The sequence below is a fragment of the Bacillus sp. es.036 genome (assembly GCF_002563635.1).
GTDB lineage: Bacteria > Bacillota > Bacilli > Bacillales > Guptibacillaceae > Guptibacillus.
Genome location: NZ_PDIZ01000001.1, coordinates 515,441 through 529,936, shown reverse-complemented (window position 1 = coordinate 529,936; position 14,496 = coordinate 515,441). Strand labels below are relative to the sequence as shown.

Genomic DNA, 14,496 nt, shown 5'->3' with positions numbered 1-14,496 from the left:
CCTTGATTAGAAATCTTGTTTCTCTAATTTCTTCAATTTATAGCAATAAGCAAGGTACGGCATTCCAGTAAATATCAGCACAATAAAAGTAGCGTAACTACTATATTCACTGATTTGGCCAACAATTGATGGAAGATAACCATTCTGACTACTCATTGACAACACTATGAAAACAAGCGTAAGCAAAAGCGCTGGGCTGGCGACTTTTTTCATCGACTGACGTTCCCGCTCATATTTCTCTTTCGTTGATTCTTTATCAGAATAGATTGGAGTTGTTCCTTGAGCTGCTGAAAATACGTGCATTTCATTTCCAACCGAACAAACAATCGTCCACCCAGCTTCTTCAAAATAACTAAAATACTCCTCATCAGGTTCTTTTTGATAGTCTAGAGAATAGATAAGATTCTGTGGTTCTCCTTGTCGTAATACAAATCCTAGAAACGCAAATTTCTCAAATAGCCATCCTTTTCGCGCGTATTCGCTCAGCTTTGCCATCTCTTTCTCTTCTGAAAAAGCTAATCCACTGCTCATTACGTATTTTGTCTTCCCCACACCTCTCACTCTCCCTTGTTTGCAAGTATCGCTTCCCCGTGTTGAATCATGATACGTTTCCGTTCAATTTCTTTCCTTACTAGCTCGACACCCTTTTCTGTTGTTACATACACTTTTTTCTTTTCACTTTTATCTAAGAGCTCAATCAAACCGGCCGCAAGAAGTTTTTTGATCGTTGTATACATGGACGCCGGTCCGATCACAACGCTGTGATTTGTTAACTCTTCAATCGACTTCATAATTAAATAGCCATGTTTCGGCTCCTTGAGCGATAAAAGAATATAATAAGACGTGTCCGTTAGCTCTCCTACATCAAGAGAATCATTCCTTGGCATGAGGTTCCTCCAAACTTATATCGTTTAATGATATATCATTAAATGTAATATATCAGGTTATGACATAGTGCGCAACCATGAATTGGAAAATTAAAAGTCAGGGGGGTCAGGTTCGAACCTGACCCCCCTGACAAACAACTGTCCCTCCACCACCGACGGCAGCCTTCTATTGCTTCAGCGTGAGGGGCAACTAAAAAAGCCGCCGGATTTCCAGCAGCTTTTCGTTATGGCCAATAAACCACTCTCCGCTCCTTAATAAAGAGCGTCTTTATTTTCAGTGATGAGGATTTTGAGTAGTAACACTTCGCTGTCTTCCTGAATCATTTTTTCCAGATCATTCGGATCACTCATATCAACCGTCCTCATCTCGTTTGACGTTGTACTCCGATACACCGCAAGTACTTTTTCTTCATCTAACGCTAGCGATACTTTTTCATCTTTAAACGCATATTCCCAAGTCGACATCGAACTTTCTAAATTAGCTTTCTTACTGCTTTTTTGCGTATTTAATTTTATATCTGGTGCATATAGAAAGTACAATGGTTCATCTGTTTCTGAATTGATGATTCCGAATCCTACATGACCTTCATCCGTCTCATCTAAACTTTCACCATAGATAAGATCCACAACGGAATGATCATCCTTCTTCCCATCTTGATAGCGTTCAACCCAAAGCTTCACCCATCTTTGATCCGCATTTTGTACTTCAAGCTTAAAATCAAATAGGGTACCAAGCACTAACTCATCAAATGTTTTCGCATATTCAGACTCAGGCGCTGCTTCTATTTCGGCTACTTTGTTTTCATTAGCTGAGCAGCTCGAAAGAAGAACGGTTGCCAGAATGAATGAGAGCCACCATCTTTTCTTCACTTCTTCTCCTCCAATTTTAGTGCAGCTTCTAAAATTGCCTGGTACACCTCATTCCATCTCTTGTAGGAGGCTCCTATTTGATAGGGATCGACAAACATGCGATCCATTGATTCGTGTTCAGCCTCAAAAGGTAGCACCTCTCTTATATCCATTCGATAGAAAAGTTGATACCCCACTTTAGGATAAGCGCTCTGTTCGTTCCAGTTCGGATTTTCGCTATGATCGACCGTTAAAGAACCGATGAATTGACTAACGCCTTTCACATACCCTTCTTCCATTGCTTCACGCGCCAAACAAGCTTCAGGTGATTCCCCTGCTTCAATATGCCCGCCCGGAAAGTCCCAACCTCTTTGCTTCAAATTTACGAGAAGAAGTTGATTTCTATTGAAACAGAATCCATGAGCGCTTGTCACAATTCCATCTGGAGCGGTTTTGCCGTTCCAGCTTAACTTCACTTTCTGTGCACCCCATTGAACATATGCGATCGTCATACGATTCTACCCTCCAATAACCTACGCTACTAAACATACCTAAACAAAAGAAACTCAAGATTCAACCACAATATCAGCCTTTTCTCCCGGTCGAACACTCTCCAAGTAATACTCCTCTGCCTTCCAGTAACGGTCTTCAAATTTCTTTATCTTTTTCTGTGTTACTTCACTTTCTCGTTGAAATCGCACCTCTTTCGCACAATCTAAATAAAGCATTCGATCAAAGGCTCCGCGCCATTCCTTTCGTTGGAGGAAAACACCTTCAATGATCACTACATCTGAAAGAGGGCTTTCACCGGTAGAAGATCCTTGATCAGGTTTTACTCCCTCTTTCGCCTTTTCAAATAGTTCTTCCTTTAGCTTTTCAATATCCCACTGCAAAAAGTAGTATTCAAACCATTCTTCATGCCCCGTATCATAGCGTCTATTGCGCGGTTCTATGTAATCATCGATATGAAACGTAACCGCACGATATCCTAGCGACTTGAAATAATGCTCCAGGTTGGTGACGAAGGTCGTTTTACCTGAACGACTTAGCCCGTCAATCCCCAGCACAAAGGGTGTTTTTAACGAAGCTTGAGGCAATACTTTTGTAAAATCTAAATTCGAGATCTTCAATCGTAAAGGTGCGATACTTTACACTCTCCTTTAACTTTCGTGTCAATCACCGGGGTCTTATTGTATATAAAAAAATTCCGGTGAAGATCGCTTCCCGGAATTCCTAATAAGGTCACCAATTCGACTATTGTACTGACACTTCATTTATTGATGGAAGGACTTTTTTCTCATACATGAGTGGCACTGCGCCCAGCTTACTTCTCATCACCTAACCTTTTCTTCCTATACATCTGTATCAAAAAATTTGTAATACAGCGTAACACCGCTAAAATAGACAGGCACTACGAGAACTATAAACACAACGCCTTCTATTATTTTTTCGATACTGTAGACCTTTCTTTCGGAATCAATAAAATAGAACGCTAGAAAATGGATGAGCCACGATCCAAGAATGACCCATCCGAGTATGTGTAAAAACGTTTTGGCTTTCATTCCTAACCTCACTTACTTTTAAACTTTTAATTCTCGCAAAACTTATGTACAACCACACCCTTAAGAGGAGTGGTTTTCATTTCGTCACCTTTCATCCCACGAGATGACCTCAAGCTCCGGCCACCGAACTGACCACTGGGCCACTTTCGTTTCATACACATCACGGGAAATCAAGAGCTTGTTCGGACGGACGATCAATCCAAACAAATCATGTAGCCCATATGGTGCATGGACTTACTCCACCTCCACAACGACCGTTCCAAATAAATCACCGCCGACATAAGCATCGAGCTCCCAAGTTCCACTTGAAGGAAGCTGCATGGAAGACGGGGTATGAGCATCAGCTCCATTATGAGCACCGGCTAATTCATTTGTTTCAAAAACGACCACTTCTTCATTTGTATCCTGATTCGTGCCGATCACTTTAAATCTTCCATCTAGTTCATCATCAGTTCCCCAAAAATGCCACATATACTTGTTTGGCTGTCCTACTATAAATGTTGCCGCTTCACCATAAATAAAGCCTAGTCGCCCTTCATCACCGATCATTTTGTAGGATCCTGATGTAAATGTGTCACTTACTTTTAAGTCGGGATCTTTATGTACAACTTGCTTAGCCCGGGCCTCTTCTTTATCACTACATCCCACTAATATGACAAGAAGAAGCGGCACCATTTCCAACCAATTCTTCATTTGTTTTCAGCTCCTTTTAGCGAAAAAACTTATCATACTGGTCGATTTGATCGGGATCAAGACCAGTGCTTCGCTGCGCTTCTCTTTGCATTGATTGGTTGCATGACTGACACACATAGCTCGCCTTTGGATTCTGCTTTAATTTCCGAAATTGCGAATCAGATGGCTTTACCCGGAATTTCTTTTTACAAAAAAAACAATTCGCTTCAAGCATTCTCATCCCCCATTTCATGGATTGATCTACTACTCATATCTCTTCGATAAAAGGGAATAAATTCCTGCTGAAGCGCTAGGCGATAAGTAAGAAGAGAAAGCTTGCGTTGAAATAATCACTTTTTCTTTTTGCGAAGAATAATGACTGTCGTTAAGACGATCAACAATAAGAAAAATCCCTCTTCCAAATTGGTCACCTCAGTACATATTTATTCGCTTGAATGAAGCGGTCAGAAAATTCTATCTATAAGAATACATACGAATTAAAATGAGATTTGTTTCAAAATAAAACGCACTTACCTAAATAAGTGCGTTTTTATCAGCTATGCTCGAGCGTGCGGTTAACTTTTTATGCGTATTGGTTAAGAACATCAGTAAGCTGGCGCTGGATCTCGTTAACATCGTCTGTTGTTAACATAAACTGCACTTTAGATTCATCCGTTTCAAGCATTTCAGATAAGAACCCCGAAAAGCCTCGTGCTTTTCGATCGATCTCAAGGATCACGCGAATGTTGTCTTTTGAAACCGGCTGGAACACGGCTTCTAGCTCATCAAGGCGACTGCGAAACGCACCGTGTGTGGCGTGGAACTCAAATTCCTGAATAAACGGCAGTCGGCCAAAACCGTGAGCTTCTTCATTTTCAACCTCTCGAAGCTTAAAACCAAGTCCATCGACTGCTTGAAGGAAAGCATTGATATACGGATGAGGAGCAACCTGAATCATATCCTTATCTTGCGGATCCACGGCATTTTTAATATCGAGTCCAGTTTGAAGCCAAACGTTACTCTTCCCTTTACTGATCGGGGCATCAAGTGGCAGTATAAACGCGAATGGGAATTCTCTCTTATCATTTGGTTGAAGCGTAAACTGATTCGCTACCGTGTGCTGCGCAATCTGAACCGATTTTGTTACCTTGCTGTCATCTTTCTTTTGCACGTAAGTTGTGTGAAGAGAAAGATCGATCTTTTCAATCGTTTGTTCGACACTGCCTGCTCTTATTTTAATCACACCATCGACCGTTTCACCTGGAACAAGCACATTCCGATTCAAGATCGTATCAACTTCTGAACTTCCAACACCTACACGCGCCATCATTTTCTTCATAAATGACATTGGTCACCGCTCCTTTGATTATGTGTGTTTTCTCAAGAAATATAGTTCGGCAGGGGATTGGGGATTCCTGCTGCTAAGCAGGGGGTAAGGCTCGAGCCTTACCCCTCCCGTGGACATTTATATGCGCTTCACAAACACAACCCGCTCTTCACCAGGTCCGTCGTAATTTGAGTGCACCGCAATTCCATTTACGACACGATTACCACCTTCAATTTCAAATCCCATTCGAATGTGGTATGCAATTGAATTCTTATTTACTGGAGAGGTAACGCACCTCACCAAATTACGACCATACATTTTCATCGTTTGAAAGAAAGACTCATAGAGTTGGCGTCCAATATGGCTATCTCGATGAATTGGGTGTACACCAACAAAATGGATATAGCCTTCTTGTAGATGCGATTGAGAAAGAAAACCTATCAGAAAGCCAATAATTTCTCCGTCCTGTTCTGCCACAAAACTCGTATTTGTAAAGTGATCAAAAAACAATTTAGGTAGCTTGTCTGCCATCTGTCTACCATCCCACCATTCATTAATTTGTGGCACAATGACATAGTAGTCTGACTGCTTTACATGTCGAATGTTCATAAAACCCTCCAATCTTCTGAGCTTATTACGTCTTCCTTACGCTTCTTCGTCTATGTAACCTGCTCTACTCTCAATTATTTCAAATTATCACCTAATCCTCAATCACTTCTTTACTCTTTTAACGTACCGGGGGTCAAGTACGTACCTGACCCCCATTAAACACATTTGTATGTTGGTGGTGGTTCTGCCATGAGTCAAGGCTGCCGGTCTTGAAATTCTTAAACAACTCCGCAACCGTTCTTGAAAGTAAAAATGGCGAGACAGAAATGATCCTGCCTCGCCATCTTCTATTTATCCGCTACTTTCAGTCCTAATAACTTCGCAAATCCAATCGCCTGTTCCTGTGAAACGATACAACCTTCAAGCGTTTCAAAATCCACGTGAAGCCTCTCGAAATAGCACGTACTAATATCCACTCCATTTAAACGCGATTGCACAAAGTTCACCTCATTAAGGTCGCACTGAACGAATGTCGTTTTTGTAAACTGGCAACCGTGGTAGTTTGCATTTTGTAGAGAAGTGGATTTAAACTCCACTTGTTTTAAGCGCGTATCCACGTAACTACTGAAATGCGCACGGCTATTTTCAAATAGAACGTTTCCGAGATTTGCTTCAGAAAAATCTGTTCCCATGAGTTTGCAATCAATAAACTTCACACGATGAATGATGCCTTCATTGAAGTTCACATTTGAAAGATCGCAATTATCAAAGGTCACATCGGTTAGGTCAATACGAGGTAGCGAGGCATTCGTAAACGTCACATTTCGAAATACAACTTTTGAAACAATAGCCTGATCAACTTCAATGTCTTCGATTGTCTCTCCAGTTATCTCACAATTCATTAATGTAAAATCGTCATCATTGTAGATATCACGAAAGCTTCCTTTTTCCAAAACCGCCGGAATTTTAGGAAGCGTCACTTTCACATTTTTATACATTCAAACACCCTTCACTTATTTTCTAAGAATCATAAGAAGAATACCACAGGGAAGGGCGTGAATGGCAGACTGTTATTTCGTCGAAAAATGTGTACAAAATGACCGAGAGTTTAACCACCTGTTTCATGATTCTTAAACTCATCTTTATAAAACCATTTATAAAAACGTCTCGATATGTAATTCGTTATTCCAAGTGACACAAAACTATAGTACCACTTCCACTTGACATACTTAATGAGATTCGTATACTTCTCAGCTAGTACTTCGCCACAAGTAATCAAACCAACATGAAAAAGATAGTAAAAAAATTGGATAACCTTATTTCGCTTCTCAGGATAATTCAAATTAAAAATCGCACAGAACGAGGGATAGATGAAGTATTCAAATGTAAAGCTACTTTTATTTGATTTCTTCATAAATCGCACAGGGTACTTAATCATACCTTTCTCAACAACCCACAACCCTAAAAACCAGGTAATAAATTGCTTAAAAAACATCACAACTAGAACATGCCTTATTTTAGTTTTCGGAACAAATCGATATAATAACACACCAGTGACAATCCAAATGATGTAGAGTATTCCACGATCTTTTGACACCATCCATAACCTCCTCTATCCTAATACTGTTTCCGAAAATAAGGCTTCCATACATAAAAATTCAATTGTACCCATTACCTTTCTACTAAGTGTGCGCTCTCAAAAGACAATTGTCTTTTGAGGGGGTCAGGTACGAACCTGACCCCCTTCTCTCACCTTCTCCCCGTTTAATTCGTTTAATTCTCCACAAAAAGTGGTACAATCAATACATGAACACATAATCATATATAACTTAAACGTCATACAGACTGGAGGCATCACTTTGGGACATAACCATTCTCATGACCATGGACACACACATTCCGCTAACAAAAAAGCGCTCTTTATTAGTTTCCTACTCATTTCATCTTTCATGATTCTCGAGGTAATTGGAGGATTTGTAACAAATAGTCTCGCCCTCTTATCAGATGCAGGACACATGCTTAGCGATGCAGTAGCCCTTGGTATGAGTCTCCTTGCATTTAAACTTGGGGAAAAGGCATCGGATCAGGACAAAACCTATGGATATAAACGATTTGAAATTTTAGCAGCTTTTTTAAATGGTATTGCACTAATCGGTATTTCTATCTATATCCTATGGGAATCTATTAATCGATTTATCGATCCACCTGATGTAGCAAGTACAGGCATGCTGATCATTGCTGCAATCGGTTTTATCGTAAACGTATTAGTGGCCTGGATCTTGATGAAAGGTGATACATCAGAAAACTTAAATTTACGAAGTGCTTTTCTCCATGTACTTGGCGATTTGTTAGGTTCAATTGGAGCCATTATTGCAGCCTTACTCATTATGTTTGTCGGCTGGAATTATGCCGATCCAATCGCAAGCTCAATTGTAGCTGTTCTTGTATTAATAAGTGGCATTCGCGTCACAAAAGATTCCTTCCACGTCTTAATGGAAGGAACACCTTCAAATATTGATCTAGAAGAAGTGAAGAAAATGTTAACTAGTTTAGATGATGTTCATTCGATCCACGACGTGCATATTTGGAACATCACTTCTGACTTTCCTGCTTTCACGTGTCATTTAGTCGTCAATAAAGGTTGTGACCGTGATCAACTTCTCCAACTCGCAAATCAAAAACTACATGATCAGTTTGAGCTTAGCCACACCACCATTCAAATGGAATGCGATACATCTGACATAAAGAACCAAGAAAATAACTGCAATTAAAAAAGAGAGGGGGGTCAGGCACGTGCCTGACCCCCTCTCTCTCTTTCATTTCTTATACAAACATATTCAAAATCAAAGCGCCACCAAAAGCAGCAAAGGAAAGCACTGTTTCCAACACAGTCCACGTTTTGAACGTTTCTTTAACCGTTAAGCCTAGATATTCCTTCACCATCCAGAACCCAGCATCGTTCACGTGTGAGAACATAAGTGAACCTGCACCTGTTACAATAACGAGCAATTCAAGGTTTACCCCTGACATTGTTGCGATAATCGGTGAAACAATACCAGCCGCTGTTGTAAGGGCTACCGTTGCTGATCCTGTTGCAATTCGGATCAAACCTGCAATCATAAATGCGAGAACGAGCGGTGACAAAGAGAGATCCTGTGAAAGGTTCCCGATAATCGTACCAATTCCACTATCAATCAAGATTTGTTTAAAACCGCCACCTGCACCAATGATCAAGATGATAGAACCTACAGGTAGAATACACTCTTCCACGTATTTTTTAATTTGTTTTTTGTCTAATCCCTGACGGAAGCCAAGGAAATAGAAAGCAAAGAAACAAGAAAGTAACAATGCCACGAGCGGGCTACCGATAAATTCTAAAATTCCTACTGCATCACCTGGTAAAGGTAGAAACGGTGCGAATGTTCCTAAGACAAGAAGCAAGACAGGCATAATGATCGTCGTAAATGAAATTCCTGTTCCAGGTAGCGTAGAAGGATCGCGCTGATCTTCTACCTTGATCAAATCAGGTTCACCTACAGGAACGACGCGTTTATTAATCCACTTCGCGAATACCGGACCGCCAAGAATACCTGCTGGAAGCGCTATTATGAGTGAGTATAAAAGAACCTTACCAAGATCGGCTTCATAAATTCCAATCGCTGCAACTGCACCTGGATGTGGCGGAATTAAACCGTGCACAATCGACAAGCCCGCTACGGCTGGTAGCGCAATCAATAAAATGTTTTTCTTCGTTGCTTTTTGAATTGAAATGACGAGTGGTAATAAGATTAAAATACCAACTTCAAAGAATACTGGGATACCGATAATAAATCCTGAGAAGAACATCGCCCACGGGAGCTTCTTCTCTCCAAAAACGCGAATAAAGAAATTCGCAATCTGTAAACCTGCTCCAGATTCAGATAACAGTTTTCCAAGAATTGTACCAAGGGCTAGAATACCAACTAAGTGACCGAGAACGCCACCAACGCCCGTTTCATATGAACCTATGATATTGACCCATTCCATACCAGACATGACTGCTAGGAATAAAGCCGCTACCGTTAAACCGATAAACGCATGCCATTGAAAAACAGAAACTCCTACGATGACAATTGCAATCGATATGAGTGTTATTGCTAAAAGATAAATTTCCATGATAACTCCCACCTCTTCTGAAATAAAGGATATTTCCAGCGAATCTCTGAAAACCCTTCCAACTTTCTTCATTATAGGAATTATTATTTCATAAATCAATGAAAACGTTTAAAAAATTTTTCTGAAGAATTGCCATTCGCCCAATTTCATAGATAAAAAAATAGCAAAAACCCTTTTATATCAAGGTTTATAAGCATGAAAAAAAGAATCACAAAATCTGCGATTCTTTTAAAATTTATTTTTTCAGTTAATTAGTTCTCTCCAATTCCAAGCGCCATTTTTAAATATTCGACAAATAGAAGTGACTGCTCTTTCAATTGAATTTCCTCTTAAGGTAAAATCGCATGATCGAGGGCAAGCCCATCAACAAACGATACAATTGACTTCGCAATGATTCTGCTGTCGTACTTTTGACTAAATTCTCCACATTCCTGTCCTGCTTTGATTAATTCCTCATACAACTGTAACCCAAGGTGATAGCGATTCAAGCCATACTGACGTCTCCGTTCATCGTTTCGACCTGTAATAAAAAACTCCAGATTACTAGGCGCTAACGGATCCATGCGGTCGTCTGGTGATAGCCACCTTCCTACCAATGGGCCGATTATTGTCGCTGTAATCGTCACACTATTAAATGACGCCAAAGACTATTCCTGTTATATGAACTGGCGTATCTACCTGGAAAATAGCCTGAAAAGGTACATAAACAAAGCTTACTGAAAACCCTGCCAAAATCCCAAATAGCGGACCCCAAACTTCTGAATAATAAAAGAAGACTGCTCTACGGGCAGCCTTCTTTTGGTAACTCACAATTTCGCTTTCCAAAATCCTTTGATAATATCGATCCCAGCACTGATGACAAAGAAGAGTCCAATCGCCGCTAATAAGGTGTTTTGAACGGTTTCTGACAGGGATAATAACTTCGTGAACTCGTCATGAATGAGACGATCGTTTAAAAGCATGATCACAATCACGGCGGTTGCAAAGACATGATGAACTGCGTTCGCAATGGCTAACCGTTTCGTCCAATAGCCGACAAGTATTTTGTACAGCGCAAGCAACACCGCTGTTAGAAGAGCTAGACTAACAAGCGGCCAATAAGAGAGCAGCACCTCATTGTTAAAGAAAGGCACATCGATTTCGCCATTTCTTATGATGCCAAGCAAATGCTCAGCGTTATAGTATAGCGTAGCCCACACCGCTGCAAAGAGAAGATCACTAAACAGTTCAAATTTGGAAATTTTCTTTTTCTTCGGCGGAGTGGTAACTTTCGTTAATTCATCTGCAGACCACTTATGACTACTATCCGTCACCTTCAAATTGGTTCGCTCTAAGACAACAAAAACGAGCGTAATCCAGAATAACGTTTGAATGAAGGTATTCCATAAACCACTAATGGCATCCCCAAGTAAATGAAAGAAAACAGCTCCTATCGTTTCAGTCCCATTGTAATCTATAACATTCGCTGTCATAAACAAGATAAATGTGACGGTCAAAGCGATTGGCATCACAGTTTTTAATAATTTAACATAGTGCTCGAAATACTGTGGACCGATTAAATACATTGGCCAATCTCGGAATCCGTTTGCCATCTGTACCGGGCTTCCAAGTTCATTAAGAACCCTTTTCACATCTTCTTCCGTTGGACTATCTGGCAACATATCCCCGATTGTCGAGCGCAGCTCAAGGGCAATGTCTTCTCGACTGGATTCAGGAAGCCTTCTCGTCACTTCTCCAATGTAAACCTCAATCAGATTCACGCTCTTCCTCCCCTTTCAATAAGGACCCTAGCTCGCTTGACGTTTTTTCCCACTCCGCCTTTAGCTGCTCGAAAATGTCACGACCATACTCACTTAAAACGTAATACTTACGTGGTCTGCTTTCCGTCGTATCCCAACTGCTCGTCACAAGTTCCTGCTTTTCTAATCTGCGAAGAAGTGGATACAGTGTGCTCTGTTCAATGGAGATTCCTGACTTTTCAAGCGACTGAACAAGTGAATACCCATATTGAGGAGACCTTAATTGGCTGAGTACTGCAAGCGTTAACGTTCCTCTTCTAAGCTCCGTGATTAATGATTGTAACAGCGTCACATCTACACCAACTTTCATACTGTATGTCGTACACCATTTATACTATGTATCATACAGTATTATGTGTGATACAACAATGTGAATTTCTTAATAGTTGCGAAAGGGTGAGGGGGTCAGGTACGAACCTGACCCCCTCAATGCAATCCCCTCACTGCGCCCCCACCCTTTTTACCCCTCTCATCTTTTTCGTTTGTTATACTAGATGAATAGATTACTTGATCTGGAGGGTTACTTGAATGATAGCAGCTTCCTTTTTTGCTCATTACGATGCCATCCCCTTGCCCCTCATTGTTTTTGATCGGAATGGCGGTATTGTCTATCGTAATGAATACGCGATTTCTAGATTTTCACCTTATGAAGAGATCGATTACATCCAATCGTTCGAAAGCATTCTACTAATGGAACAGAATCAACTAAAATCCTATCTCGATCAGGCGTTTACAGTGACGTTAGGTGAGTTTATTTCGCTACCTCTTCCCTACACGAAGGAAAGGATCCGTTTCTCTCGAGTCGATGAGAACCTTGCTACGTTCATCATTGTTGAAGATAAAGAAGCCGTTGATAAAGAAATCCCGCAAGAAAAAAGAGAAAAAGAGAAATCCATTCCACCAGAAGACCTCCAACAGCAGTTCCATTCTTTAATCGATGAGAACCCAGATGGGATTGCTTTTGTCGATGAACACTTGCAACTAACGCTCATTAATCAGGCGCTTCATCAAATGCTTGGTTATTCTCTTGATGACCTTAAACACGTTCCTGCAAAGGTCGTTGAGTATGAAACTATATTAACGATCGAGAGACACTTTGAATTAGCACTCCACGGTGATCATCATCCATACGAAATTGAAGCGAGCGATGTTTATGGAAATCGTGTACATCTTCTCATCAAAACCATTCCCATTCATACGAACGGACAATTTCGAGGTGCTTATAAAATTGTAAAAGACATTACTGAATTCAAAAGTGCCCAGCTTGATGCACTCGATCAGGCGGAACAATTACGCTCACTCATTGATTCCATTCCTGAATTTATTATTTTTAAAGATGAGAACGGTAAAATCATTGAAATGAATGCATACGCTAAACGAATCTTCGGAATAGAAGAAGGAAAATACAAAGGGAGAACGTGCGAAGAATTAAACTGTAGCAACATCGATGCCCATCGTTTACTGAAAAACAACGCGAATACTGATCGATTAGCCTGGAAGCAACAAGCAAAAGTCGATTATGAATATCAACTCGAACTCGCAAGTGGCGAAATGGCCACATTCGAAATCATTAAAGCCCCAACCTTTCATTCCAATGGAAAGCGAAAATATCTTATTGCCATTGGAAGAGACATTTCTGAGCGGAAAGAAGTCGAACGAGAACTTATCGAAACACAGGAGTTCATCGAATCCATCTTTACCAATAACGCCGATGCGATTTCTGTTAGTAATTTGGACAAAGAAATCATTCAGGTGAATCCAGCCTTTAAGAAACTCTACGGATTCAACGATGAGGATATGATCACCTATTTACATGACATCTATCCTGAGCACAATAAAGACGAAGCAAACCGCATCACTAAAGCCGTCCTTAATGGTGAGGAGGTTGTTGATTTTGAAACAGTAAGAGTAAAAAAAGATGGCACACAGATCGATGTAAGCGTCACCTACTCCCCCATCAAAGATCACGAAGGAAATGTTACAGCGATGTCCGCCATTACCCGAGATATTCGGGACCGTAAAAAAACCGAAGAACTTCTTCTTCGTTCAGAAAAACTTTCAGCAATTGGCCAGCTAGCAGCCGCCGTCGCTCATGAAGTTCGCAACCCATTAACATCTGTCAAAGGCTTCATTCAACTTTACAAGGATCGCATTAACGATGAAATTCTTGAGCTCATGCTTTCTGAAATGGATCGAATTGAAGGAATTATAAACGAGTTTCTCTCACTGGCGAGACCACAGGCTGTCACGTATCAGCAAATTGATATTATGGCGCTAACGCGGAACGTCGTTTCACTTATGAATCCTGAACTTTTATTAAATAAAGTTAATATAAGAACCGTTTTTCACACGCCATCCCTTATGATGCACTGCGAAAAAAACCAGATCACTCAGGTGCTTATGAATGTGATCAAAAATGGGATTGAATCAATGCCGGATGGTGGACTGCTTTCGATCACGACCTGCAACTCCGATACCCATTTGTTTATCGAAATCGCCGATAAAGGTGTCGGCATTCCAAAAGACCGATTAGAACGACTTGGGGAACCATTTTTCTCAAACAAAGATACAGGAACCGGACTTGGTCTTGTGGTTTGTTATAAAATTATCCATGAACACCATGGCACCATTCACTTTGATAGCACGGAAGGTGTTGGTACCGTTGTAACAATCACTTTACCGCTGCAGCGTTAAAG

Annotated in this window: 18 protein-coding genes and 1 pseudogene; 2 read left to right on the top strand and 17 right to left on the bottom strand. The window is 40.6% G+C overall.

Annotation, left to right across the window (positions count from 1 at the left end):
• Window positions 1-6: 6 nt before the first annotated feature.
• From ATG70_RS02855 to ATG70_RS02800, 13 genes and pseudogenes are all read right to left on the bottom strand, one after another.
• The gene (locus tag ATG70_RS02855) at window positions 7-552 is read right to left on the bottom strand and encodes a DUF2812 domain-containing protein (protein WP_257147595.1); all 546 of its coding nucleotides are present in this window, start codon (window positions 550-552) and stop codon (window positions 7-9) included.
• A gap of 5 nt (window positions 553-557) precedes the next feature.
• Window positions 558-887, bottom strand: a complete 330-nt coding sequence (locus tag ATG70_RS02850; protein ID WP_098442864.1) for a PadR family transcriptional regulator — start codon at window positions 885-887, stop codon at window positions 558-560.
• Window positions 888-1,139: 252 nt separating this feature from the next.
• A complete protein-coding gene (locus ATG70_RS02845) occupies window positions 1,140-1,757 on the bottom strand; it encodes a hypothetical protein (protein ID WP_098442863.1) in 618 nt (205 codons plus the stop codon).
• Window positions 1,754-2,248: an NUDIX hydrolase gene (locus ATG70_RS02840; RefSeq protein ID WP_098442862.1), complete on the bottom strand. Its 495-nt coding sequence runs from the start codon at window positions 2,246-2,248 to the stop codon at window positions 1,754-1,756. The genes ATG70_RS02845 and ATG70_RS02840 overlap by 4 nt, the downstream gene beginning before the upstream one ends.
• 54 nt (window positions 2,249-2,302) lie before the next feature.
• The gene (locus tag ATG70_RS02835) at window positions 2,303-2,860 is read right to left on the bottom strand and encodes a kinase (protein ID WP_257147760.1); all 558 of its coding nucleotides are present in this window, start codon (window positions 2,858-2,860) and stop codon (window positions 2,303-2,305) included.
• A gap of 228 nt (window positions 2,861-3,088) precedes the next feature.
• Entirely contained in the window at window positions 3,089-3,298 is a 210-nt protein-coding gene (locus ATG70_RS02830) for a hypothetical protein (RefSeq protein ID WP_098442861.1), read from the bottom strand.
• Between the two features lie 84 nt (window positions 3,299-3,382).
• Window positions 3,383-3,520, bottom strand: a pseudogene (locus ATG70_RS22950) (nucleotidyltransferase family protein); the annotation flags it as partial.
• 12 nt (window positions 3,521-3,532) lie between these two features.
• Window positions 3,533-3,991, bottom strand: a complete 459-nt coding sequence (locus ATG70_RS02825) for a hypothetical protein (protein ID WP_098442860.1) — start codon at window positions 3,989-3,991, stop codon at window positions 3,533-3,535.
• Between the two features lie 16 nt (window positions 3,992-4,007).
• A complete protein-coding gene (locus ATG70_RS02820; protein WP_098442859.1) occupies window positions 4,008-4,205 on the bottom strand; it encodes a DUF2197 domain-containing protein in 198 nt (65 codons plus the stop codon).
• Between the two features lie 348 nt (window positions 4,206-4,553).
• Window positions 4,554-5,318, bottom strand: coding sequence for a sporulation protein (locus ATG70_RS02815; protein ID WP_098442858.1), 765 nt, complete (start codon window positions 5,316-5,318; stop codon window positions 4,554-4,556).
• A gap of 117 nt (window positions 5,319-5,435) precedes the next feature.
• Entirely contained in the window at window positions 5,436-5,906 is a 471-nt protein-coding gene (locus tag ATG70_RS02810; RefSeq protein ID WP_098442857.1) for a GNAT family N-acetyltransferase, read from the bottom strand.
• A gap of 287 nt (window positions 5,907-6,193) precedes the next feature.
• Window positions 6,194-6,844 (bottom strand): pentapeptide repeat-containing protein, encoded by a 651-nt coding sequence (locus ATG70_RS02805; protein WP_098442856.1) that lies wholly within the window; start codon window positions 6,842-6,844, stop codon window positions 6,194-6,196.
• Between the two features lie 110 nt (window positions 6,845-6,954).
• Window positions 6,955-7,443 carry a CBO0543 family protein gene (locus ATG70_RS02800; protein WP_373560751.1) on the bottom strand — a complete coding sequence of 163 codons (489 nt, stop codon included), beginning with the start codon at window positions 7,441-7,443 and terminating at the stop codon, window positions 6,955-6,957.
• Window positions 7,444-7,705: 262 nt separating this feature from the next.
• On the opposite strand from ATG70_RS02800, the gene ATG70_RS02795 reads away from it, so the two are divergent.
• A complete protein-coding gene (locus ATG70_RS02795; RefSeq protein WP_098442854.1) occupies window positions 7,706-8,617 on the top strand; it encodes a cation diffusion facilitator family transporter in 912 nt (303 codons plus the stop codon).
• Window positions 8,618-8,669: 52 nt separating this feature from the next.
• Here the strand turns inward: ATG70_RS02795 and ATG70_RS02790 are convergent, their stop codons facing one another.
• The 4 genes from ATG70_RS02790 to ATG70_RS02770 all read right to left on the bottom strand — a co-directional run bounded on the left by ATG70_RS02790 (window position 8,670) and on the right by ATG70_RS02770 (window position 12,110).
• The gene (locus tag ATG70_RS02790; RefSeq protein WP_098442853.1) at window positions 8,670-10,001 is read right to left on the bottom strand and encodes a GntP family permease; all 1,332 of its coding nucleotides are present in this window, start codon (window positions 9,999-10,001) and stop codon (window positions 8,670-8,672) included.
• Window positions 10,002-10,330: 329 nt separating this feature from the next.
• Window positions 10,331-10,645: a hypothetical protein gene (locus ATG70_RS02785; RefSeq protein ID WP_142329544.1), complete on the bottom strand. Its 315-nt coding sequence runs from the start codon at window positions 10,643-10,645 to the stop codon at window positions 10,331-10,333.
• Window positions 10,646-10,807: 162 nt separating this feature from the next.
• Window positions 10,808-11,761 (bottom strand): HAAS signaling domain-containing protein, encoded by a 954-nt coding sequence (locus ATG70_RS02775; protein ID WP_098442850.1) that lies wholly within the window; start codon window positions 11,759-11,761, stop codon window positions 10,808-10,810.
• The gene (locus ATG70_RS02770; RefSeq protein ID WP_098442849.1) at window positions 11,748-12,110 is read right to left on the bottom strand and encodes a PadR family transcriptional regulator; all 363 of its coding nucleotides are present in this window, start codon (window positions 12,108-12,110) and stop codon (window positions 11,748-11,750) included. The genes ATG70_RS02775 and ATG70_RS02770 overlap by 14 nt, the downstream gene beginning before the upstream one ends.
• A 218-nt stretch (window positions 12,111-12,328) precedes the next feature.
• Here ATG70_RS02770 and ATG70_RS02765 point away from each other — a divergent pair, with 218 nt between their 5' ends.
• A complete protein-coding gene (locus ATG70_RS02765) occupies window positions 12,329-14,494 on the top strand; it encodes a PAS domain-containing sensor histidine kinase (RefSeq protein ID WP_098442848.1) in 2,166 nt (721 codons plus the stop codon).
• The last annotated feature ends 2 nt before the right edge of the window (window positions 14,495-14,496 follow it).